23 protein-coding genes are annotated in these 21155 nt (G+C 75.8%); 9 read left to right on the plus strand and 14 right to left on the minus strand.

The features are described from left to right. Positions 1-235: 235 nt before the first annotated feature. Positions 236-1915 carry a PHA/PHB synthase family protein gene (locus ACFPL3_RS18945; protein WP_379589424.1) on the plus strand — a complete coding sequence of 560 codons (1680 nt, stop codon included), beginning with the start codon at positions 236-238 and terminating at the stop codon, positions 1913-1915. On the opposite strand, the gene ACFPL3_RS18950 is transcribed toward ACFPL3_RS18945, so the two are convergent. Together ACFPL3_RS18950 and ACFPL3_RS18955 are read right to left on the minus strand one after the other, a co-directional pair. Next, positions 1912-2559 (minus strand): class I SAM-dependent methyltransferase, encoded by a 648-nt coding sequence (locus ACFPL3_RS18950; RefSeq protein WP_343940754.1) that lies wholly within the window; start codon positions 2557-2559, stop codon positions 1912-1914. The genes ACFPL3_RS18945 and ACFPL3_RS18950 overlap by 4 nt on opposite strands. Positions 2560-2604: 45 nt before the next feature. Then, positions 2605-2868 carry a DUF3039 domain-containing protein gene (locus tag ACFPL3_RS18955; protein WP_343940755.1) on the minus strand — a complete coding sequence of 88 codons (264 nt, stop codon included), beginning with the start codon at positions 2866-2868 and terminating at the stop codon, positions 2605-2607. Positions 2869-2878: 10 nt separating this feature from the next. Here ACFPL3_RS18955 and ACFPL3_RS18960 point away from each other — a divergent pair, with 10 nt between their 5' ends. Further along, entirely contained in the window at positions 2879-3811 is a 933-nt protein-coding gene (locus ACFPL3_RS18960; protein WP_343940772.1) for a pseudouridine-5'-phosphate glycosidase, read from the plus strand. After that, entirely contained in the window at positions 3808-4650 is an 843-nt protein-coding gene (locus tag ACFPL3_RS18965) for a carbohydrate kinase family protein (RefSeq protein WP_343940756.1), read from the plus strand. The genes ACFPL3_RS18960 and ACFPL3_RS18965 overlap by 4 nt, the downstream gene beginning before the upstream one ends. Here the strand turns inward: ACFPL3_RS18965 and ACFPL3_RS18970 are convergent. From ACFPL3_RS18970 to ACFPL3_RS19000, 7 genes are all read right to left on the minus strand, one after another. Continuing rightward, a complete protein-coding gene (locus ACFPL3_RS18970; RefSeq protein WP_343940757.1) occupies positions 4647-4964 on the minus strand; it encodes a DUF3099 domain-containing protein in 318 nt (105 codons plus the stop codon). The two genes, ACFPL3_RS18965 and ACFPL3_RS18970, sit on opposite strands and share 4 nt — an antisense overlap. A gap of 73 nt (positions 4965-5037) precedes the next feature. Next, positions 5038-5895 carry an energy-coupling factor ABC transporter ATP-binding protein gene (locus ACFPL3_RS18975; protein WP_343940758.1) on the minus strand — a complete coding sequence of 286 codons (858 nt, stop codon included), beginning with the start codon at positions 5893-5895 and terminating at the stop codon, positions 5038-5040. Next, the gene (gene cbiQ / locus ACFPL3_RS18980; protein ID WP_343940759.1) at positions 5892-6623 is read right to left on the minus strand and encodes a cobalt ECF transporter T component CbiQ; all 732 of its coding nucleotides are present in this window, start codon (positions 6621-6623) and stop codon (positions 5892-5894) included. The genes ACFPL3_RS18975 and cbiQ overlap by 4 nt, the downstream gene beginning before the upstream one ends. Continuing rightward, complete coding sequence (locus tag ACFPL3_RS18985) at positions 6623-6910, minus strand: energy-coupling factor ABC transporter substrate-binding protein (protein WP_343940760.1); 288 nt, start codon at positions 6908-6910, stop codon at positions 6623-6625. Before ACFPL3_RS18985 ends, cbiQ begins: the two co-directional genes overlap by 1 nt. After that, a complete protein-coding gene (locus tag ACFPL3_RS18990) occupies positions 6911-7585 on the minus strand; it encodes an energy-coupling factor ABC transporter permease (protein WP_343940761.1) in 675 nt (224 codons plus the stop codon). Positions 7586-8885: 1300 nt separating this feature from the next. Further along, positions 8886-9284, minus strand: a complete 399-nt coding sequence (locus tag ACFPL3_RS18995) for an ArsR/SmtB family transcription factor (protein ID WP_343940762.1) — start codon at positions 9282-9284, stop codon at positions 8886-8888. After that, positions 9285-9872 (minus strand): HhH-GPD-type base excision DNA repair protein, encoded by a 588-nt coding sequence (locus ACFPL3_RS19000; protein WP_343940763.1) that lies wholly within the window; start codon positions 9870-9872, stop codon positions 9285-9287. Between the two features lie 108 nt (positions 9873-9980). Here ACFPL3_RS19000 and ACFPL3_RS19005 point away from each other — a divergent pair, with 108 nt between their 5' ends. The 5 genes from ACFPL3_RS19005 (at position 9981) to ACFPL3_RS19025 (ending at position 14369) form a co-directional block, all read left to right on the plus strand. After that, positions 9981-11453, plus strand: coding sequence for a DUF7782 domain-containing protein (locus ACFPL3_RS19005; protein ID WP_379589425.1), 1473 nt, complete (start codon positions 9981-9983; stop codon positions 11451-11453). Beyond that, complete coding sequence (gene dtd, locus ACFPL3_RS19010) at positions 11450-11875, plus strand: D-aminoacyl-tRNA deacylase (protein ID WP_343940764.1); 426 nt, start codon at positions 11450-11452, stop codon at positions 11873-11875. Before ACFPL3_RS19005 ends, dtd begins: the two co-directional genes overlap by 4 nt. A gap of 149 nt (positions 11876-12024) precedes the next feature. Beyond that, positions 12025-13089: a sigma-70 family RNA polymerase sigma factor gene (locus tag ACFPL3_RS19015; RefSeq protein ID WP_343940765.1), complete on the plus strand. Its 1065-nt coding sequence runs from the start codon at positions 12025-12027 to the stop codon at positions 13087-13089. A gap of 238 nt (positions 13090-13327) precedes the next feature. Continuing rightward, complete coding sequence (locus ACFPL3_RS19020) at positions 13328-13840, plus strand: flavin reductase family protein (RefSeq protein WP_343940766.1); 513 nt, start codon at positions 13328-13330, stop codon at positions 13838-13840. A gap of 85 nt (positions 13841-13925) precedes the next feature. Beyond that, positions 13926-14369 carry a L,D-transpeptidase gene (locus tag ACFPL3_RS19025; RefSeq protein ID WP_343940767.1) on the plus strand — a complete coding sequence of 148 codons (444 nt, stop codon included), beginning with the start codon at positions 13926-13928 and terminating at the stop codon, positions 14367-14369. 9 nt (positions 14370-14378) lie between these two features. On the opposite strand, the gene ptsP is transcribed toward ACFPL3_RS19025, so the two are convergent. Genes ptsP through ACFPL3_RS19045 form a run of 4 tightly spaced genes read right to left on the minus strand, consistent with a single transcriptional unit; the run spans position 14379 to position 19164 of the window. Then, positions 14379-16823, minus strand: a complete 2445-nt coding sequence (gene ptsP / locus ACFPL3_RS19030; protein WP_379589427.1) for a phosphoenolpyruvate--protein phosphotransferase — start codon at positions 16821-16823, stop codon at positions 14379-14381. Between the two features lie 52 nt (positions 16824-16875). Continuing rightward, positions 16876-17517: a dihydroxyacetone kinase subunit DhaL gene (dhaL, locus tag ACFPL3_RS19035; protein WP_343940457.1), complete on the minus strand. Its 642-nt coding sequence runs from the start codon at positions 17515-17517 to the stop codon at positions 16876-16878. After that, on the minus strand, positions 17517-18518 hold the full coding sequence (gene dhaK / locus ACFPL3_RS19040; protein ID WP_343940455.1) for a dihydroxyacetone kinase subunit DhaK: 1002 nt from the start codon (positions 18516-18518) through the stop codon (positions 17517-17519). The genes dhaL and dhaK overlap by 1 nt, the downstream gene beginning before the upstream one ends. 37 nt (positions 18519-18555) lie before the next feature. Further along, a complete protein-coding gene (locus ACFPL3_RS19045; RefSeq protein WP_343940453.1) occupies positions 18556-19164 on the minus strand; it encodes a TetR/AcrR family transcriptional regulator in 609 nt (202 codons plus the stop codon). 66 nt (positions 19165-19230) lie between these two features. Between ACFPL3_RS19045 and ACFPL3_RS19050 the strand changes: the two genes are divergently transcribed. Continuing rightward, complete coding sequence (locus tag ACFPL3_RS19050; protein WP_343940451.1) at positions 19231-20415, plus strand: FAD-dependent monooxygenase; 1185 nt, start codon at positions 19231-19233, stop codon at positions 20413-20415. Here the strand turns inward: ACFPL3_RS19050 and ACFPL3_RS19055 are convergent. Beyond that, positions 20404-21155, minus strand: a 752-nt coding sequence (locus tag ACFPL3_RS19055; RefSeq protein ID WP_379589429.1) for an endonuclease/exonuclease/phosphatase family protein, incomplete at its 5' end; no start/stop codon positions are given. The genes ACFPL3_RS19050 and ACFPL3_RS19055 overlap by 12 nt on opposite strands.

Genomic DNA, 21155 nt, shown 5'->3' on the forward strand with positions numbered 1-21155 from the left:
CTGCTCGGGGAACGGCCCGGGGCGGGACCCGCGGCGTCACCGTTGAGGGCGCGGGGCGGCTGCGGGGCGTCGATCAGGTTAACCGGCGCCGCCCGCGGGAGGAGCGGGACCCGCCGATGGTGCATCCTGGGGACGGACGCCGGAGTTCCCCCGGACCGGGGTGCCGGTGATGTGCTCCCGGCGCTCGGCACGGCCCGATGCTCCGGCCACCCCTGCAGGCATCGAGGAGCCCGCGATGACCGAGCCGTACCCGCCCGCGACGGCGGCCGCCGAGGCCGCCGCCACCGGGCTGGACGCGCTGATCGCGGACGGGTCCCGCGGGCCGCTGGCGCTGCTGCCGGGGGTCTCGGCGGTGCGGATGGCGGCCTCGCTGGCGGCCCGTCCCGGTGCTCTCGCGCGCCGCGGTGCGGGGCTGGCCGCCGAGCTGGCGCGGATCGGCCTCGGGCGGTCGCGGGTGCTGCGCGCGCCGGACGACGAGCGGTACGCGGACCCGGCGTGGACGCAGCACCCGCTGCTGCGCCGCCTCGCCCAGGCGCACCTCGCGGCGAGCGAAGCGGCCGACGCCCTGGTGTCCGACGCCGAGCTCGCCCCGGAGGACGAGGCACGGCTGCGCACGGCGCTGGCGGCGCTGTCGGGCGCGCTCTCCCCGAGCACGTCGCCGTTGAACCCGGCGGTGTGGCGGGCGGTGGTCGAGTCCGGTGGCTCGAGCGCGGTGCGCGGCGTGCGCCACCTCGTCGACGACATGGCCGGGCCACCGCGCGTGCCGGCCCCGGCGGCTCTCGGGGCGTTCGAGGTGGGCGGCAACGTCGGTGCCACTCCGGGTGCGGTGGTGCTGCGCACGCCCGTCTTCGAGCTCATCCAGTACCTGCCGCAGACCGAGCGGGTGCACGAGGTCCCGCTGCTCGTCGTGCCGCCGGTGCTGAACCGCTACTACCTGGCCGATCTCGCGCCGGGCCGCAGCGTCGTCGAGCACCTCGTGCGGGCGAACGTGCAGGTGTTCGCCCTCTCGTGGCGCAACCCGGACGGCGCCCACGCCCACTGGGACCTCGACACGTACGGCCGGGCCGTGCTCGAGGCGCTGGACGCCACCGAGCACATCTCCCGCGCTCCGTGCTCGTCGCTGATGGCCTTCGGCGCGGGCGGCACGATCACGGCGATGCTGCTCGCCCACCTCGCCGCCACGGGCGCCCAGCACCGGGTCGCGGCGGTCACGCTCGCCGGCACCGTGCTCGACGCCCGCACGGTCCCCCCGGACCCGGCCGCGGCGGAGGCGGCGGTGGCCGAGTCGGAACGCGCCGGTCATCTCGACGGCCGCCCGCTGCTCGCCGAGCTGGCGTGGCGCGCCCCGGACTCCCTGCTGTGGCCGCAGGCCGTGCGCTCGTACTTGTGCGGGGAGCAGCCGCCGTCCTCGGAGGTGCTGTTCTGGCTCACCGACACCACCCGGGCGCCCGCGGGCCTGCACCGCGACCTCGTCGACGTGGCGCTGCACGCTCCGCTGGCCGTGCCGGGGGCGGCGAGACTGCTCGGCACCCCGCTCGACCTGGCCAAGGTCGACCGCGACTGCTACCTGGTGACGGGCGCGGGTGACCCCGTCACGGCCTGGCAGGACGCGTACGCCGCCGCCGGCCTGTTCGGCGGCACCTGCCGGTTCGTGCTCGCGACGGGCGGGCAGGCCGCCTCGTTGGTGAGCCCGCCGGGCGGCATCGGGGCGGCCTTCCGGGCGGCGTGCGCGATGCCCGGCGAGCCCGCGCGCTGGCTCGCGGAGGCACCCGACCAGCCCGGCTCGTGGTGGAGCGACCACCTCGCGTGGCTCACGGCCCGCAGCGGGCCGCTGCAGGACGCCCCACCGGGGCTGGGCGGGCGCGGCATGCACGCCCTGGCCCCCGCGCCGGGCGCGTACGTGCTGGAGCGTTAGGCGGCGTCCGGCACGCGCGCGACCGCGAGCCGGTAGGACGAGCGGCGCGTGCTGTGCATCGTGGTGAGCTCCTCGATCTCGACGCCGGCGTCGGCGAAGGCCTTGCGGAACTCGTGCTCGTAGGTGACCCGCCCGAAGTGGATCGTGGTGACGTGCTGGGCGAGGGGCTTGGCCCACTCCAGCAGCGGCGACCGCCGGTGGTGGAACGTCTGGGTGCTGTACAGGCGGCCCTGCGGGGAGAGCAGCGACGCGACGTGCGCGATGGCGGCGGCGGGGTCGGGCAGCAGCATCAGGCTGGCGCTGAAGTACACGGCGTCGTACGGGCCGCCGCGGTGGTCGTAGACCGATCCGAGCACCGGGGAGACGCGGTCGGACAGGCCGGCGCGTTCCAGCGCGGACCGGCAGCGGGCCAGGTAGTCGCGGTCGATGTCGAGGCCGGTGACGGCGAGCTGCTTGGCGCGCACGACGTCGGCGCACCGCGCCAGCGCCTCACCGGTGCCGATGCCGACGTCGAGGAGCCGCGCGCCGTCGGGGAGCCGCGCGAGCACGTTCCGGTACCAGTCGGCGGTCATGCCGGCGATCACGCGGTCGTACACCCAGGCGCGCACCGCGCTGCGCAGCGGGATCCGGCGCGGGGACGGCATGCTTCCAGGTACCCCGGTGGAGCGATCAGTCAACGAATCGGCCGCTCAGTCTCCGCCGCCGTCATTGCCGTCGTCCTTGCCGAAGGTGTCGAAGATCTTCTTGCACTCCGGGCAGACCGGCGAACCGGGCTTCGGGGAGCGGGTGACCGGGAACGTCTCGCCGCACAGCGCCACCACCATGTTGCCGAGCACCGCGCTCTCCGCGATCTTGGCCTTCTTCACGTAGTGGAACATCTTCGGCGTGTCGTCGCCGGTGGTGTCGGTGCCCTCGGGCCGTGTCTCGACGTCGGGCAGAACCTGCGTGGCCATGTCGTCCATGATGCCCCACGTGTCCGTTCCCGTCTCCCCACGTGATCCGTTGCGGACCTCACCCGAGGTCGCCGACGCCGTGGCCGCCGGCCGCCCGGTGGTCGCCCTCGAGAGCACCCTGCTCGCCCACGGCCTGCCCGCTCCGCAGAACCGCGCCGCGGCCGAGGACCTCGAGAACGCCGTCCGCGCCCACGGCGCCGTGCCCGCCACGGTGGCCGTCCTCGACGGGGTGGCCCGCGTGGGGCTCACCGCGGCCGAGCTGGACCGCGTGTGCGCGGGCGGGATCGCCAAGCTGTCGGCGCGCGACCTGGGCGTCGCGGTCGGCCTGGGCGTCGACGGCGCCACCACGGTGGCTGCCACCGCCGCGCTCGCGCACGCCGCCGGGGTGAACGTGTTCGCGACGGGCGGGCTGGGCGGGGTGCACCGCGGCGCGCGGGAGAGCTGGGACGTCTCGGCCGACCTCGCCGCGCTCGCCGCCACCCCGGTGCTCGTCGTGTGCTCCGGGGTGAAGTCGATCCTCGACGTGCCGGCCACCCTCGAGGTGCTGGAGACCGAGTCGGTGCCGGTGCTGGGCTACCGCACCGACGCCTTTCCCGGCTTCTACCGGCGTGACTCCGGCCACCCGGTGCCATGGCGCGTGGACACGCCCGCCGAGGCCGCGGCCGTGTGGCGGGCGCACCGGGCGCTCGGGGCGGCCTCCGGGGCGGTGCTCGCGCAACCGGTGCCCCAGGACGCCGAGCTCGACGCCGTGCTGCACGACCGGCTGCTCGACGAGGGCCTGGCGCTGGTGGCGTCGCGCGGGGTCACCGGGAAGGAGGTCACGCCGGTGCTGCTCGAGCACTTCCACTCCGGCAGCGACGGCGCGAGCCTGCGGACCAACCTGGCGCTCGTGCTGGCCAACGCCGAGCTGGCCGCGCAGGTGGCCGCCGCGCTCGCCGCGTGAGGCCACCCCGGGTCGTCGCGGTGGGCGACGTCGCCGTCGACGTGCTCGTCGAGCCGGGCTCGGCGATGATCACCGGGGCGGACGTGCCCGCCCGGATCCGCACGCGCGCGGGTGGAGCCGGGGCGAACACGGCGGCGTGGCTCGCCCACCTCGGTGCGGACGTCACGCTAGTGGCGCGCGTCGGCGACGACGTGGCGGGCCGCGCGGCGGAAGCGGACCTGCGCGCCGCCGGGGTGCGACCCGCTCTCGCGGTGGACCCGGAGCTCCCGACGTGCACGGTGGTGGTGCTGCTCGCCGACGGCGACCGCACCATGCTCTCCGACCGCGGCGCCGCCGCCCGGTTGGCGCCCGCCGACCTGCCGTCCCTGGACGGGGCCGACCACCTGCACCTGTCGGGGTACGTCCTGCTCGACCCGAGCTCGCGGGCGGCGGGGCTGGCGGCGCTCGCCCGGGCCCGCGACGGCGGCCTGAGCACCTCGGTGGACCCGCAGGTCGCCCCCGCGCTGGGCCCGGGGTTCGCCGACGACGTCCGGGGCGTCGACCTGCTGCTGCCCAACGCCGCCGAGCTCGCCGCGCTGGGCGGCGTCGCCGCGCTGGGCGACCTGGTGGGGGCCGTCGCGGCGACGGACGGCCCGGGCGCAGCGCACTGGACCGACCGGACCGGCACGTGGACGGCCCGGCCGCCGGACACCGCAGTGGTGGACGCCACGGGCGCGGGTGACGCCTTCGACGCCGGCGTGCTCGTGGCGTGGCTCAGCGGGGCGGGGCCGCAGGCAGCTCTGGAGGCGGGCTGCGCGGCGGGTGCGGCGGCGGTGGGCCGGCTGGGCGCGCGGCCCTAGCCGTCGATGACGGGGTGTTCGCGCTGCTCGAGCTGGCGCCGCTCGGGCTGGTAGCGGTTGCTCTTCTCGGCCTTCTTCGGCAGCCGGTCGTTGGCGACGAGCACCGCGATCCACGGGAGCGGGATCGAGAGCACGAGCAGGGTGACGGCCAGCCAGGGGATCTGGTAGCAGGCGGCGGCGAGGATCATGAAGGGGATCCGCATCCCCATCATGACCTTGTAGCGGCGCTTCCGGACGGCGAGCTCCTCCTCGTAGGAGAGGGCTGCGTCGGTGATGAGAACCGGGTCGGTCGCGCGCTGCGGATCTGCTGCCACGGCTGCATGTACTCCCTCTGGCGCCTGTCGCGCCCGGTACCCATCGTGCCACTCGCGTGCTGCGACGTCTGCCCTACCCGGGTGCCCGATTCACCGCGCTCGCACTCGTGGTGCTGCCGGCGAGCAGGGCGTGCAGCTCGGCGGCGCTGCGGGGCCTCGCGTCCGACCCCGCGGCGCGCAGCAGCCGGTGCACCGCAGGTGCCCACGCCGGGCCGAGCCGCGCCGCGCTCAGCAGGTCCGGGTCGCTCAGCACGGCGTCGGCGGAGCCCGTGCGCACCCGCCCACCGACGACCACCGCAACGTCGTCGGCCCACCGGTGCGCGAGGTCGACGTCATGGGTGGACAGCACTGGTGTGGTGCCGCCCGCCTCGAGCTCGGCGAGGGTGACCAGCAACGCCTCGACGCCGGCGGGGTCGAGGCCCGCCGTCGGCTCGTCGAGCACCAGCAGCCGCGGCGCCATCGCGACGGCACCCGCGATCGCCACCCGCTTCTTCTGGCCGAACGAGAGCAGGTGGGGGGGCCGGTCCGCCACGGCGGTGAGGTCGAGCGCGGCGAGGGCGGCGTCCACCCGGGTGCGCACGGTGGGCTCGTCCAGGCCCAGGTTGACCGGCCCGAACGACACGTCCTGGGCCACGGTGGCGGCGAAGAGCTGGTCGTCGGGGTCCTGGAGCACGAGCTGCACCTGCGAGCGCAACGCCGTGCGGCCCGCGCGGGTGCGGCGCACCGGTTCGCCGTCGAGCAGCACCTCACCGGCGTCCGGGGCGAGCGCTCCGGCGAGCAGCCGGAAGAGCGTGGTCTTGCCGCCGCCGTTCGGGCCGAGCACGGCGGTGCGGCGGCCCGCGGGCAGCGCGAGGTCGGCCCCGGTGAGGACGGCGCGGCCGCGCTCGTACGCGAAATGCAGGCCGCGGGCCTCGAGCACCGGGGCCGTCACGCCAGCACCGACACGGTGACGACCGCGGCGAGCAGCACCGCGGTGCCCGCCAGGAACCGGCGTGAGAGGCGCTGCGCCGGCAGCTGCACCCGCAACGCGCCCGGCTCGGCGCGCAGGGCGAGCCCCTGCTCCATGCGCCGGGCCCGGTCGAAGGCGCTGACGAACACCGCGCCCGCCTGGCCCGCCACCGACCGGATCGCGGTGTGCGACGAGCGGAACCCGAGCCGGCCCGCCTGCGCCGCCCGCACCGCGGCGATGCGGTCGAGCAGCAGGAACAGCATCCGGTAGACCAGCCCCGCGACGTCGACCACGGCAGGCGGCACCCCGAGGCGGTGCAGCCGGGGCAGGGTGTCGGCGAGCGGTGTGGTGGCCGCGAACAGCAGCAGGCACAGCAGGGCCGCCGTGGCGCGCCCGGCCAGCGCGAGCGCGGCGCCCACCCCGGCGGGATCGAGCCGGACGAGCGCGGGCCCACCCAGCGAGAACAGCAGCGGCAGCGCACCGACCACGACGAAGACCATCGGGCCGCGCGCGGCCCGCAGCAGGCGCCGGGGCCCGAGCCCGGCCGGCCCGAGCAGCAGCGCGGCCGCCACCACCCCGACGACCGCTGCACCCGGCCACGGCGGCAGCGCCACGGCGCAGCCGAGCAGGCCGAACGCGAGCACGGCCTTCTCCCCCGGGTGCCGGTGGCGCCACGGCCCGGTGCAGGCCACCTCGTCGAGTGCCGGCATCAGGCGGGCGGGTCGGCGTGCCGGCGGCGGGTGCGCGCCACCCCGAACACGTAGCCGAGCACGCCCCCGCCGATCGCCGCCTGCAGCGCGAACAGGCCCGACGCCGTCTCGGCCGCCGGCTCGAAGAGCGGCGCGAACCAGGGCCGGTAGTCGCTCTCGTCGATCCGCTCGACGGCCACGCCGTCAGCGCCCGCGAACCCGGTGTCGCTGCCGATCACGATCGGGACGGCCGCGACCAGCACGACCGCCACCACCAGCATCCAGTTGACCAGGCTGAACCGGGACATTCACGCCTCCTGGCGGGCCGGGCGGACGCCGAGCCGGGCGAGCTCGGCCGGGGTGACACGGGTGAGCAGGCGCACGACCAGCACCGTGAGCAGGCCCTCGGTCACGGCGAGCGGGATCTGGGTGAGGGCGAAGATCGCGATGAACTCGGCGAGCGCCCCCGCCACGCCGGACGTGGGGTCCGGGTGGGCGAGCGCGAGCTGGGCCGCGGTGGTGCAGTAGGTCGCGAGGTCGGCCAGCGCCGCGGCGAGGAACACCGCGACGGAGAGCCCGCCGCCGAGCCGGCGGACCAGCGTGAACACCCCGAAGGCGACCCACGGCCCCACCACCGCCATCGAGAAGGCGTTGGCGCCCAGCGTGGTGATCCCGCCGTGGGCGAGCAGCAACGCCTGGAACGCCAGCACGATCGTGCCGAGCAGCGCCATCACGGGTGGTCGGAACAGGATCGCGCCGAGGCCGGTGCCCGTCGGGTGCGAGCTGGACCCGGTGACGGACGGGAGCTTCAGCGCCGACAGCACGAAGGTGAAGGCGCCGGCCGCGCCGAGCAGCAGCCGGGTCTCGGGCGCCTCCCGGACCTGCCGGACCACGGCGCGAGCCCCGTGCACCACGAACGGGGCGGCCACCGCCGTCCAGGCGACGGCGTGCAACGGCGGCAGGTACCCCTCGGCGATGTGCACCGGCGGAATCTAAGCCGCGGCGACCGACACCAGCAAGTATGAACAACCATTCAATCGTTCAAGACCGATCGGCCCGCGCCGGGAGGCGGCCGGCGGCAACCATGAACAACCGGATACTGCCGATCACGCGCCCGCCCCAGGGCGCGAGCAGCACGTCGGGGTCGGCTCGACGGCGCCGGCGTGCTGCTCGGCGGCTCAGGTCGCTGCGGCTCAGGTCGCTGCGGCGCGCGCGAGTCGCACGTGGGCGTCGCTGCGAGAGCCGGGGTGTGCGGCTCGGAGCGATCGCGGCGGCTGGGGTGGCGCGAGCAGTACCTCCGGGTTGGCCCGACCCAGGTGGCGTGCAACTCGGGGTGATCAGTGTGGGGCGGCTCGACGACGCTGACGTACTGCCCGGGGAGATACCCGGCGGTCCAGGGGCCGCGTGGGCACGAGACGCACGTCGGCGTTGCCCCGGCAGCCCGGGTGTACGGCTCGGCGGGATCACGGTGGCGCGAGCAGTACCCCACGGCCCGAGCGGGCGCGCTGATGTGCGACTCGGCGCGATCAGCACGACTGGGGCGACGCGACCAGTACCCCACAGCCCGGGCGACAGCGCTGATGTGCGGCCCAGACTGATCAGCGTGGGTTGGCGTAGGCGGCACCGCAGGGGACGGCTCGACGGCGCCGACGTACTACCCGGGGAGATGCCCGGCGGTCCAGGGGGCCGAGTGGGCACGAATCGCACGTTGGCGCTGCTCCGGCAGCCCGGGTGTACGGGATCACAGTGGCGCGAGCAGTACCCCACGGCCCGAGCGACCGCGCAGGTGTGCGACTCGGCGCGATCAGCACGACTGGGGCGACGCGAGCAGTACCCCACGGCCCGAGCGGGCGCGCTGATGTGCGGCTCGGCGCGATCAGCACGACTGGGGCGACGCGACCAGTACCCCACAGCCCGGTGACCGCGCTGATGTGCGACTCGGCGCGATCAGCACGACTGGGGCGACGCGACCAGCACCTCACAGCCCGGTGACCGCGCTGATGTGCGACTCGGCGTGGCCAGCACGACCGAGACGACGCGACCAGCACCTCACAGCCCGGTGACCGCGCTGATGTGCGGCTCGGCGTGGCCAGCACGACCGAGACGACGCGACCAGCACCTCACAGCCCGAGCGACAGCGCAGGTGTACGACTCGAAGCGATCAGCACGACCGAGACGACGCGACCAGTACCCCACAGCACGAGCGACCGCGCTGGTGTACGACTCGGCGCGATCACGGGGGGGCGAGCAACACGCCTCCTCCGGGCGGTGGGACCCGGCGCGCTAGGTGTGACCGTCACCGTGGGCGTGCAGCACGACTTCGCCGACGACGCCCTCGGACACCACGTCCAGCAGCCGCGTGGTGAGGTCGCCGGTGACGCGGTAGCGCACGAGCCTGCCTTGGCGGTGGGCGCTGACCATCCCGTGGGCGCGCAGCAGCCGCAGCGCGTGCGACACGGCGCTGTCGCTCATCCCGACGGCGAACGCGAGGTCGGAGACGCACAGGTCGCCCGCGTGGTGCAGCGCGAGCAGGATGCTGAGCCGGTTGACGTCACCCAGCGCGTCGAGCACGGCCGCCGAGCGCTGCACCTTCTCCGCGTCGGCCAGCACGGCCGCGGCGTCGCACACCTGGTCCGGGTCGATGACGCGCGCGTCCCGGAGCGCCGCGGGAACCCGGTGCACTCAGCCCCCCGCCTTCGCGCCGCTCTTCATCTCGGCCTTCTTCGCCTGCTTGTACTCGCGCACCTGGGCGAGCGTGGCCGCGTCGACGACGTCGGCCACCGAACGGTGCACGCCCTCCTCGCCGTACCCGCCGGCCGCCTCCCGCCACCCGGGCGGGGTGACGCCGCGCTGCTTGCCCAGCAGCGCGGTGAAGATCTGCGCCTTCTGTGTGCCGTAGCCGGGCAGGGCGGCCAGCCTGCGGAACAGCTCCTGCCCGTCGGCCACGTCGGACCAGATCCGCGAGGCGTCACCGTCGTACTGCTCGACGACGGCCGCGGCGAGCGCCTGCACGCGCCGGGCCATCGATCCCGGGTAGCGGTGCACCGCGGGCGGCCCGCGGAAGACCTGGACGAGCGCCTCGGGGTCGTGCGCGGCGAGTTCCCGCGCGTCGAGTTCGGTGACGCCGAGGCGCTGTGCGATCAGGCCGGGGCCGGCGAACGCCCGTTCCATGGGGAACTGCTGGTCGAGCAGCATGCCGATCAGCAGGGCCAGCGGGTCGCGGTCGAGCAGCGCGTCGGCGTCGGCGTCCTGGGCGAGACAGATGGCCACGACGGGAGGGTAGCGCCGTGGCCCGGCCCGGGAGTTCAGGAAAGCCACATTGCAGGCCGCACAGGCCCTGAATGTGGCTTTCCTGAACTGCCCGGGGAGGATCGCCCCGTGCTACCCCACCTCTCCCCCGGCGCCGCGGAGGCGCTGCGCACCGCACTCCTGCGCGCCCGCTTCACCACCGACGGCGTGCGCGAGCTGCTCGGCCCCTCCGCCCATGCGGCGCTCGGGCGCGGCGAGGTCGAGCCGGCGTTCCGGGCGAGCCGCGACGGTGGCGAGCTCGGCGTGCTCGTCCGGTTGCTGCTGCTCGGCTCCACGGAACCGGACGCGGCCGTCGCCGCCGCGCTCGCGCCCCTCGCACCCGCCGACGCGGCGGCCGCCGGGCTGCTCGCGCCGTCGGGTCAGGGGTGGCGGGCGGCGCTGGACCTGCGCCCGTACGGCGACGACGACGGCGACTGGTGGGTGTTGTCGGACCTCGACGCCCGTCGGCAGGACCGCGATCACGTCACCGGCGTGGGTGCCGCGTCGCTCACGCTCGCGGCCGCCACCGTGCGGCGCCCGGTGGATTCGCTGCTCGACCTCGGCACCGGCTGCGGCGTGCAGGCACTGCACGCGGGACGGCACGCGGCCGCGGTCACGGCCACCGACGTGGCCCCGCGGGCGCTGGCGATGGCGCGGGCGACGTTCACCCTCAACGACCTGGACGTCGAGCTCCTCGAAGGGCCGTGGCTCGAGCCCGTGACGGGGCGGCGGTTCGGCCAGATCGTGTCCAACCCGCCGTTCGTGCCGGGGCCCGCGCGCGTCGACTACGTCTACCGCGACTCCGGCCAGGACGGTGACGTGGCGCTGGCGGCGCTGCTGCGCGCCCTGCCCGGGCACCTGGAGCCCGGTGGGGTGGCGCAGCTGCTCGGCTCGTGGCTGCACGTGCGCGGCGAGGACTGGCCCGACCGCGTCCGGTCCTGGCTGCCGCCGGGCGTCGACGCGTGGGTGCTGCAGCGGGAGGTCTCGGACCCGGCGCTGCACGTGGGCACCTGGCAGCGCGACGCCGGCCTCGACCTCGCCTCCCCCGAGGCCCGCGCCCAGGCGGGCGCCTGGCTGGACTGGATGGAACGCGAGCGGGTGGAGGCCGTCGGGTTCGGGTTCGTGGTGCTGCGGCGCACGGACGGGGAGCCGGCCGTGGTGTTCGAGGACCTCCTCGGCGACGTCGCCGACCCGCTGGGCCCCGAGACGGCGGGCTGGCTCGACCGCGTCGACTGGCTGCGGGCCCACGCCACGGACGACGCGCTGCTCGCCGCACCGCTGACCGTGGCGCCGTCGGTGGTGCTGGAGACCTACTCGGAACCGGGCGCCGAGGGGTGGACCGAGGCCGGTGCCGCCGTCGCCCGGCTGGACGGGCCGCGCTGGCGCCACGAGGTCGACGGGCCCGCCGCCGCGCTGCTGGCCGGCTGCCAGGGTGCGCTCGCGCTCGGCGAGCTCGTGGAGCTGCTGGCCGTTGCGCACGACCGGCCGGCGGGCGAGATCGTGACCGCGGCGCTCCCGGCGGTCCGCGAGTTCGTCCGCCACGGCGTGCTGGTGCCGGCGTGAGGGCCGTCACCGCGCGGGTGAGCCGCGCCGCCGTACGGGTGGACGGCGAGGTGGTGGGCGAGATCGACGGGCCCGGCCTGCTGGTGCTGCTGGGCGTGCACCGCGACGACACCGCGGCCGCCGCCCCCGTGATGGCCCGCAAGCTGCACGAGCTGCGCATCCTGCCGGGCGAGGTGTCGTGCGCCGACGCGGGCGCGCCACTGCTGGTGGTGAGCCAATTCACGCTCTACGGGGACACCCGCAAGGGAAGGCGCCCGTCGTGGTCGGCCGCCGCCCCGCCCGAGCAGGCCGAACCCCTGGTGGAGGCGGTGGTGGCGGCGCTGCGGGAACGCGGAGCACAGGTGGCCACGGGCGTGTTTGGCGCCATGATGGCCGTGGAATCCGTGAACGATGGACCGTTCACGGTGCTGGTCGAGGTATAGGCCCCGCCCCGCTGAGGGCGCGCTGAGAGTGCACGAGCGCACACCTGGGAGGCGGGAACGATATGAGCGCAGGGTGCGTTCAACCCCATGAGAGCCCCGGCGGCAGCTGAAGCCAACGCCCCGCCCGGGTCGCGCAAGGGGAGGACCACATGACAGCGCCCACGATCAACGGGCCGAAGACTGCTCGGCCCGCCATCCCGGGTCAGCGTACCGACTCCGAGCCGTTCGGTACCAGTTCTGTCGATCGTTCCGACGAGATCGCTCCGGAGATCTCGGCCGAGGACCTCGACGCCCAGAGCCCGGCGGCCGACCTGGTCCGCGTCTACCTGAACGGGATCGGCAAGACCGCGCTGCTCACGGCGGCGCAGGAGGTCGAGCTGGCCAAGCGCATCGAGGCCGGTGTCTTCGCCCAGCACGTGCTCGACGAAGCCGCGCCCGGTGAGCTGGACGCGCAGTACGCCGCCGACCTGCGGGCGATCGTCCGCGACGGCCGGCGGGCCCGCAACCACCTGCTCGAGGCCAACCTGCGCCTCGTCGTGTCGCTGGCCAAGCGGTACACGGGCCGCGGGATGCCGCTGCTGGACCTGATCCAGGAGGGCAACCTGGGCCTCATCCGTGCGGTCGAGAAGTTCGACTACACCAAGGGCTTCAAGTTCTCGACCTACGCCACGTGGTGGATCCGCCAGGCCATCACGCGCGGCATGGCCGACCAGGCCCGCACCATCCGCCTGCCCGTCCACCTCGTGGAGCAGGTCAACAAGCTGGCGCGTATCAAGCGCGACCTGCACCAGAAGCTCGGCCGTGACGCCACCCACGAGGAGCTCGCCGCCGAGTCGGGCATCGCCGAGGAGAAGATCGCCGACCTCCTCGACCACGCCCGCGACCCGGTGAGCCTCGACATGCCGGTCGGGTCCGAGGAGGAGGCGCCGCTCGGCGACTTCATCGAGGACGGCGAGGCCACCGACGCCGAGACCACGGTGATCTCGCACCTGCTGCACGACGACCTGCGTCGCGTGCTCGCCACGCTCGAGGACCGCGAGCAGCAGGTCATCCGGATGCGCTACGGCCTCGACGACGGCCAGCCCCGCACGCTCGACCAGATCGGGCGCCGTTTCGGCCTCTCCCGCGAGCGGGTCCGGCAGATCGAGCGCGAGGTCATGGCCAAGCTGCGGATCGGTGAGCGCGCCGACCGGCTGCGCGCCTACGCCAGCTGACGAGCGCCGGCCGACCGTCGGCTGACACGAGCTGAGCCACCAGGCCGGCGCCACCCGAATGGGCTCCCCGTGAGCCGGGTGGCGCCGGCCAGCGCACTGTGTACCTGCTCTGGTGGGGCACCCTGCCCGGGGCACACCGGCGTATCCCGGACTTCACCCGATCGAGCACGGCCGTCACCGACGCCCGGGCGTGACCGCGGTCACTGATCGGCGCCGCACGGTCCTCTAGTCTCGGGTCATGGGTGTTCCGGCCGGGCCCGTCTCCCCCACCGTCCTGCGCGAGGTGCTCGGCCACTTCGTGTCCGGCATCGTCGTGGTCACCGCGGCCGGCCCGGCCGGCCCGCTCGGCTTCACGTGCCAGTCGTTCGCGTCGCTGTCGCTCGAGCCGCCGCTGGTGAGCTTCGCGCCCGCCCGCACGTCGTCCACCTGGCCGCGGATCCGCGAGACGGGCACGTTCTGCGTGAACGTGCTGGCGGCCGACCACCAGGAGCTCTCGGCCGGGTTCGCGCGCTCGGGCGGCACCGGGGTCGACAAGTTCCACGGCGTCGGCTGGCGGCCGAGCCCGTCGGGCGCTCCGGTGCTGGACGGCGTGAGCGCCTGGATCGACTGCACGCTGTGGAACGAGTACGACGGCGGCGACCACACCATCGTCGTGGGCCGTGTGCTCGACCTCGGCGCCACACCCGACCGACTGCCCCTGCTCTTCTACCGCGGCCGCTACGGCGTCACGGCGGAGCACCCGGGCAGCTGATCTGAGCGGAACGCCACACCGCGCATGGGATCCCCCCGGCGGTGGGAAGGCCCCCACTTCCGACTTGCACGAGGAGGGCGTTCCCATGCGGCTCGCACGGCCTCTCGCCGGCGCGACCATGACCACCGCCATCGTCGCGGGCCTGCTGTTCACCGCGGCACCTGCCGCGGCGGAACCGGCACCCTGTGACGCCACCGCCCGGGCGTGCGTCGACCTGTCCGAGGGCACGGCCTGGCTGATGGACGGTGGTGCCGTGACCTACGGACCGGTCCGGGTGACCGCGGGCGGCCAGGGCCACCGCACCCCGACGGGGCGGTTCGCGGTGACCTACAAGGACGAGCACCACCGCAGCCGCGCGTACGACAACGCGCCCATGCCGAACGCGGTGTTCTTCACCCGTGGCGGCGTGGCCTTCCACGAAGGCGACCGGAACTCCCGTTCCCACGGCTGCGTGCGGCTCTCGGCCGGCGCTGCGGCCGAGTTCTTCCGGGCCCTGCAACCCGGTGACGCGGTGCAGGTCCGGCGCTGACCGTCTCCGTCAGGGGACGCGACGGACGGCGGCGGGGCCGTCGGCGGCCAGTGCCGCGGCGGCGCGACCGGCGGCGTCCGCGAGATCCAGCTCGCGCACCACCTGCTTGGTGCCCGGAACCGCGGGCGGGGCCGTGCTGAGCTCCCGCACCCCGAGCCCGACGAGCAGCTGTGCGGCCAGCGGGTCTGCGGCGGCCTCGCCGCAGACCGCGACGAGGGCCCGCTCCCCCGCCGCCCGGCACACCGCGTCGACGAGGCGCAGCACGCCGGGGTCGAGCGGGTCGGCCAGTGCCGCGACGGACGGGTTGCCCCGCTCCGCGGCCAGCGCGTACTGGGTGAGGTCGTTGGTGCCGATGCTGAAGAAGTCGACGTGGGGTACGAACGCGGCCGCCTTCAGCGCGGTCGCGGGCACCTCCACCATGATCCCGACCTGCAGGTCGGCCGGCGTGCCCCGGCCGTCCGCCGCGATCGCGGCGTCCAGGGCGCGGCGGGCCGCCACCAGCTCGTCCAGGGCGGCGACCATCGGGAACATCAGGCTCACCGGCGTCTCGTGCGCCACGCGCACGGCGGCCAGGAGTTGGTCGGCCAGCAGCCCGGGGTGCTCCTCGGCCAGCCGGATGCCGCGCAAGCCGAGGAACGGGTTGGCCTCGGCCGGGAGAGGCAGGTAGGGCAGCGGCTTGTCCCCGCCGACGTCGAGCGTGCGGATCGTGACCCGGCGGCCGCCGAGCGCGGCCGCGACCTCCCGGTAGGCGGCCTCCTGCTCGTCGACGTCCGGTGCCTCGGTGCGGCCGAGGAACAGGAACTCGGTGCGCAGCAGGCCCACCAGGTCGGCCCCGGACGCCGCGGCGGCCGCAGCGTCCGCGGGCGAGCCCACGTTGGCCCCCACCAGCACCTCGACGCCGTCGCGCGTGACGGCCGGGGCCGCGGCCTGCCGGCGCGCCTCCTCCGCCCGCCCCGCGAGCGCCGCCGCCCGGTCGCGGAAGCGCGCCGCCACGTCGGGCGCCGGGTCCACCGCCACCTCGCCCGCGCCGCCGTCGAGGGCGATCGGGGTGCCGTCCGGCACGTCCAGTACGGCGGGCCCGGCCGCCACGACCGCGGGGACACCGCGGGCCCGGAGCAGGATCGCGCTGTGGGCGGTGGGGCTGCCCCCGGCGAGCACGACGCCCGCCACCCGGTCCGGGTCGAGCGCGGCGGCCTGCGCCGGGGTGAGGTCACGGGCCACGAGCACGGCGGGCGGGCCGTCGCCGGTGAGGGCGAGCGGCGGCACACCGACGAGGGCGCGCAGCACCTGCGTGCTGACGGCGCGCACGTCGGCCGCCCGGGCCGCGAGGTAGGGGTCGGGCAGCGCCCCCCACGCGGCCGCGACGCGCTCCGCCGCGTCGGACCACGCGCGCGGCGCGCTCGCCCCGCCGTCGAGGGCGGCCCGGGCGTCGTCGAGCAGGGCGGGGTCGTCGAGCAGCAGCAGGTGGGCGTCGAAGATCGCCGCCTCCGCCTCCCCCAGCTCCCGCGCCGCCGCGTCGCGGCCCGCGCGGATCTCGGCCGCCACCTCGGTGAGGGCCGCGTCGAGGCGCGCGCGTTCGCCCGCCGGGTCGCCCGCGGGCTCGTCCGGTACGACCGGGGCGGGCTCCTCCGCCGTGCGCTTGGGGCCGATCGCGACGCCCGGTGACGCCGCGAGCGGACCGCCCGTGGCAGGGCGCGGCGCCTGCGCCGCCGGGGCACCGGCCGGTTCCTCGTCGAAGTGGCGGGCCGCGAGCGCGAGCACCGCGTCCACGGCGTCGGCCGCGCCAGGTCCCGCCGCGCCGACCTCGACGCGGTGCCCTTCCAGCGCACCCAGCGCGGTGAGACCCGCCAGGCTCGCGGCCGGGATCCAGTCCGAACCCGTGGTCACGTTGCGCACGCGCACCTCGGCCCCGTCCACGCCCCGGACCAGGGCGGCCAGCTTGGCGGCCGGACGCGCGTGCAGCCCGTGGGCGTTGGCGACCGTGAACTCGGCGTTGTGCTCGGCGGCAGCGGGGACGGGGCCGGCCGCTTCCTGCACGGGCGCGCCCAGCTGCGCCTGCTTCCCCCCGAGGGCCGCCGCGGCCTCGGCGGCCACCTCCTCGCGGCCGGCTCCTCCCGCCGCCGTGACGGCCGCGACCACCAGCCCTTCCACCAGCGGAGCCGGGCACAGCAGCACGCGGTCGCGGGCGTCCGGGTCGTCGAGCAGGTCGAGGGCGAGCTCCGCCGAGAGCACGGCGCTGCCGAGGTCCATCAGCACCACGACACCCGCCCCCGAGTCGGCCTCCCCGATCGCGGCGGCGATGGCGACGGCGTCGGTGCCGAACGTGGTGTCGTCGAGCCCGGCGGCCACCTCGATCGCGAGGTCCCCCGGCGCCATCTCGCGGGCCAGCGCCACGGCCGCGTCGCCCAGGGCGCGGCTGTGCGAGACGACGACGAGCCCGACGAGGGCGCTCACCGGGCCTCCCGCCGCGGCCCCCGGGACGCCGGGACGGGGGGCAGGGGCCGGCTCATCCCAGCGTGTCCGCGGCCGCCTGCAGGAGCAGGGCCGCCGAGGTCGCCCCCGGGTCCTGGTGGCCCGCGCTGCGCTCGCCCAGGTAGCTGGCCCGGCCCTTGCGCGCCACCAGCGGCGTGGTGGCGTCCCGGCCGCGCGCGGCCGCGTCGGCGGCGGCCTGCAACGCACCCGCGGTGTCCTCGCCACCGAGCGCGGCGTCCAGCGCGTCGACGGCGGGGGCGAGCGCGTCGTACATCGTCTTGTCCCCCGCCTCGGCCTTCCCGCGCGCCACGACGCCCTCGACGCCCGCCCGCAGCGCGGCGGCGAACGCCGCCTGGTCGAGCGTGTCGGCGTCGCCGATGGCCGTGGCCATCCGCAGGAAGAACGTGCCGTAGAGCGGGCCGCTCGCGCCGCCGACGGTGCTGACCAGCGTCATCCCGGTCTGCTTCAGCAGCGCGCCGGGCGCGGTGGCGCCACCCCCGTCGAGCTTGGCCACCACGGCCTTCAGCCCGCGGGCCATGTTGGCACCGTGGTCGGCGTCGCCGATCGCCGAGTCGAGACGGGTGAGCTCGGCCTCGTTCTCGGAGATCGCGGTGGCGAAGGCCCGGATCCAGCGCTCGACGGCGGCGCCGTCGATGACGGCGGGCTCGTCGGCCATCACGCACCCCACCGCAGGCCCGGCGTGCGGACCGGTGCGTCCCACAGCCTCAGCAGCTCGTCGTCGAGCTGGAGCAGTGTGACCGAGCAGCCCGCCATCTCCAGGCTCGTGATGTACGGCCCGACCAGCGAGCGGGCCACCGAGACGCCCGCCTTCGCGAGGATCCGCGACACCTCCCGGTACACGATGTACAGCTCGATCATCGGGGTGCCGCCCATGCCGTTGACGAACAGCAGCGTGCCGCCGTCGCCGGTGAAGTCCCGGTCGGCGAGGATCGGCTCCACCAGCATCTCGGCCACGTCGCGCGCGGGCGCGAGCGGCACCCGCCGCCGTCCCGGCTCGCCGTGGATGCCGATGCCGATCTCCATCTCGTCGTCGGGCAGGTCGAAGGTCGGCTGCCCGGCGGCGGGCACGGTGCACGAGGTGAGCGCCATGCCCATGCTGCGGCCCGCGTCGTTGACGCGCCGCGCCACCTCGGCCACCCCGGCCAGGTCGCGGCCCTCGTCGGCCGCGGCGCCCGCCAGCTTCTCCACCAGCACGGTGACGCCCACGCCGCGCCTGCCCGCCGTGTAGAGGCTGTCCTGCACCGCGACGTCGTCGTTGGTGACCACCGAGACGACCTCGACCCCGGTTTCGGCGGCCGCGAGCTCCGCGGCCATCTCGAAGTTCATGACGTCGCCGGTGTAGTTCTTGACGATGTGCAGCACGCCCGCGCCGCCGTCGATGCCGCGGGTGGCCTCGAGCATCTGGTCGGGCACCGGTGAGGTGAACACCTCGCCCGCGCAGGCGGCGTCGAGCATGCCGGGCCCGACGAACCCGCCGTGCATCGGCTCGTGGCCGGACCCACCGCCGGACAGCAGCCCCACCTTGCCCTGCACGGGGGCGTCCGCCCGGTACACGATCTTGTTCTCGAGATCGACCCGCAGGTCGGGATGGGCCGCGGCCATGCCGCTCAAGGCATCCGTGACGACGTCTGCAGGATCGTTGATCAGCTTTTTCACGCCGGCCCTCCGCGATGATGGGACGATCTCGCGGACATTACGACTCCTGGGGGCCCCGCGTCACGGCTCCGGGTGGCGGAGCACCCAGCTGCGCTCGCACCATCCGCTCCAGCGGCGGACGGAGTGCTGCGGCCACATCGGCCGGTTCCCGCGGGCCGCGGACGAGCGTGGTGAACATCAGGCCGTCGAGCATGGCGAGCAGCTCGTCGGCGGCGCGGGCCGGATCGGCGGCACCGAGCTCCCGCATCCTGCCCGCGCCGAACGCCCGCACGGCGTCGCCCGCCCGCGCCAGCACGGACTGGATCTCGGGTTCGCGCATCGCGGCGAGGCTGAGCTCGTAGCGGGCGAGCGTGCGCCACCGCTGCTCCGTGACCAGCGAGACGGCGATGCCGACGAGCACGTCGACCAGCGAGGCGACGTCGGGGCCCGCCTCGCGTGCGGCCGGCGCCTCGATGGCGAGGTCGAGCTCCAGCATCCGCTCGACGCACCCCGCCACCAGGGTCGACCTGCTGCGGAAGTAGTACGACGTGCTGCCCTGCGGCAGGCCGGCGGCGGCATCGACGGCCCGGTGGGTGAGCCCGCGCATGCCCGCGTCGGCCAGCACGCGCAGCGCCCCGTCGAGGATCGCGGTTCTGCGGTCCGCCAAATTCCCTCCCCTTCCGACGGCCGGTGCACTAAGCTCCACTCTACAGATGTAGAGGGGGGAACATCGATGCACGTCGCGATCATCGGGGCGGGGCTCGGTGGACTGGCCGCGGCGGTGGCCGCGGACCGGGCCGGGCACCTGGTCACCGTGCTGGAACGAGCGCCACAGCTGCGCGAGGACGGCACCGGGATCGGGATCATGCCCAACGGCGTACTGGCACTCGACGCGCTCGGGCTCGGGGGCCCCGTGCGCGCCCAGGCCGGTCCGCCCCACGCCGGGGGCGGCATGCGGGACCGGCACGGCAACCCGCTGCTCACCGCCGACCTCGACACCGTGCGGAAGCAGGCGGGCGCACCGCTGGTGGTCGTGCGCCGCTCGTTCCTGCACAACCTGCTCGTCGAGGCGCTCGCCCCGGCCACCGTCCTCACCGACGCACCGGTCACCTCGCTGTACAACGCGGGCGACCACGTCGAGCTGCGCACGGGTGGGGGCCCGGTGCACGCCGACGCCGTGATCGTCGCTGACGGCGCCCACAGCCGCCTGCGGTCCGCGCTCCTGCCCGAGCACCCCGGTCTCGCCGGCACCGGCGAGTACGCGGCGCGCGCGATCGCGCCCACCGCACCCGCCGGGGTCGAGCGCATCGTCGGCGAGTTCGTCGACCACCGCACCGGCGACCGGTTCGGCTGCCTGCCGCTCGCCGACGGCGGCGTCTACTGGTACGCCACCTGGCGCGGCCCGGCGCCCGCCGACCCCGCGGAGCGCCACCGCTGGCTGCGCGAGCGCCGCGCCGACTGGCACCCCACCGTGCTCGGGCTCATCGACGCCACGCCGGCGGAGTCGGTGCACGTCACCGAGACCCAGCAGCTCGTCACACCGCTGCCCACGCTCGCCGTCGGCCGCGTGGTGCTCCTCGGCGACGCGGGCCACGCGATGACGCCCGACCTCGGGCAGGGCGCCTGCCAGGCCTTCGAGGACGCCGTCGCGCTGGGCGCCGTGCTCGAGGGTGCCACCGCAGCCGACGTCCCGGCCGCGTTCCGCGAGTACGACGCCCTGCGCAGGCCGCGCACCGACGCGGTGCAGCGCGACACCCGCCGCGTGCACCGGCTGCTCGGACTCACCGGGTGGCGGGGCAGGCTGCGCGACGCCCTGCTGCGCCGGGTGCCTTCGAGGCTCGCCGTGCGCTCGCTGGCAGGCGGCTGCGGCGGGCCCGCGCCGCAACCGGAACGCCGACCGGTGCGCTCAGCCGGGTAGCCGCACCCGGGCGAGCACGGCCCGGTGGTCGCTACCCACGACGTCGAGCACCTCGAACCGGGTGGTGACGGCGTCGGCGGGCACGAGCACGTGGTCGATCTGGATGCCGAGCCAGCGGGGTGTGCCGGCTGGGAATGTGCCCACCAGGCCCCGGCCGGTGCCGTCGGCAGCGCTCCGGCAGCTGCCGAGCGCGGCGCGCAGCTGCGGGTGGTCGAGCGTGGCGTTGAAGTCGCCCGCCACCAGCGGCGCCACCGGGCCCGTGCACCAGCTGCGCACGAGCGCGAGCTCGTCCTCCCACCATGCGGTGCTGGGGCGCGACATCGGCGCGGTGGGGTGCACCGCGTGCAGCGTGCGCGCACCGAGCACGCCGCCGATGGCCTCCAGGCGCGGCACCCGCATCCCGCGGGCGGAGCGCACCTGCACGTCGCCCGCCCGCTCACCGACCAGCAGGACGACGTCGTCGCCGTCGCGGCGGCCACCACCGGAGGCAACCCAGGCGCGGTAGCCCAGGCCGGCGAGCAGCGGCATGAGCTTGTCGCGGAAGTCGGCGCCCGCCTCCGGGAGCACGACGAAGTCCGGGCGCTCGGCGGCCACGAGCGCGGCGAGCGCCCCGGTGTCGGCACGCCCGTGGCGCACGTTGGCGCTGAGCACCGTGACGTCGGCCGGGCCCGGCTGCCCCACCGGCGGCCCGCCCGCGGCGCGGCGCACCACCGGCAGCCCGGCGGCCAGGCCCGCGGCGG

Source organism: Pseudonocardia zijingensis (assembly GCF_042657305.1).
Lineage (GTDB): Bacteria > Actinomycetota > Actinomycetes > Mycobacteriales > Pseudonocardiaceae > Pseudonocardia > Pseudonocardia zijingensis.

Coding starts and splice junctions, on each gene's coding strand:
- ACFPL3_RS19050 (WP_343940451.1), top strand. CDS start 19,231: ATGCACGTCGCGATCATCGGGGCGGGGCTCGGTGGACTGGCCGCGGCG.
- ACFPL3_RS18950 (WP_343940754.1), bottom strand. CDS start 2,559: ATGCCGTCCCCGCGCCGGATCCCGCTGCGCAGCGCGGTGCGCGCCTGG.
- ACFPL3_RS18945 (WP_379589424.1), top strand. CDS start 236: ATGACCGAGCCGTACCCGCCCGCGACGGCGGCCGCCGAGGCCGCCGCC.
- ACFPL3_RS18960 (WP_343940772.1), top strand. CDS start 2,879: ATGCCCCACGTGTCCGTTCCCGTCTCCCCACGTGATCCGTTGCGGACC.
- dhaL (WP_343940457.1), bottom strand. CDS start 17,517: ATGGCCGACGAGCCCGCCGTCATCGACGGCGCCGCCGTCGAGCGCTGG.
- cbiQ (WP_343940759.1), bottom strand. CDS start 6,623: ATGCCGGCACTCGACGAGGTGGCCTGCACCGGGCCGTGGCGCCACCGG.
- ACFPL3_RS19025 (WP_343940767.1), top strand. CDS start 13,926: ATGCGGCTCGCACGGCCTCTCGCCGGCGCGACCATGACCACCGCCATC.
- ACFPL3_RS19015 (WP_343940765.1), top strand. CDS start 12,025: ATGACAGCGCCCACGATCAACGGGCCGAAGACTGCTCGGCCCGCCATC.
- ACFPL3_RS18985 (WP_343940760.1), bottom strand. CDS start 6,910: ATGTCCCGGTTCAGCCTGGTCAACTGGATGCTGGTGGTGGCGGTCGTG.
- ACFPL3_RS19020 (WP_343940766.1), top strand. CDS start 13,328: ATGGGTGTTCCGGCCGGGCCCGTCTCCCCCACCGTCCTGCGCGAGGTG.
- ACFPL3_RS18955 (WP_343940755.1), bottom strand. CDS start 2,868: ATGGCCACGCAGGTTCTGCCCGACGTCGAGACACGGCCCGAGGGCACC.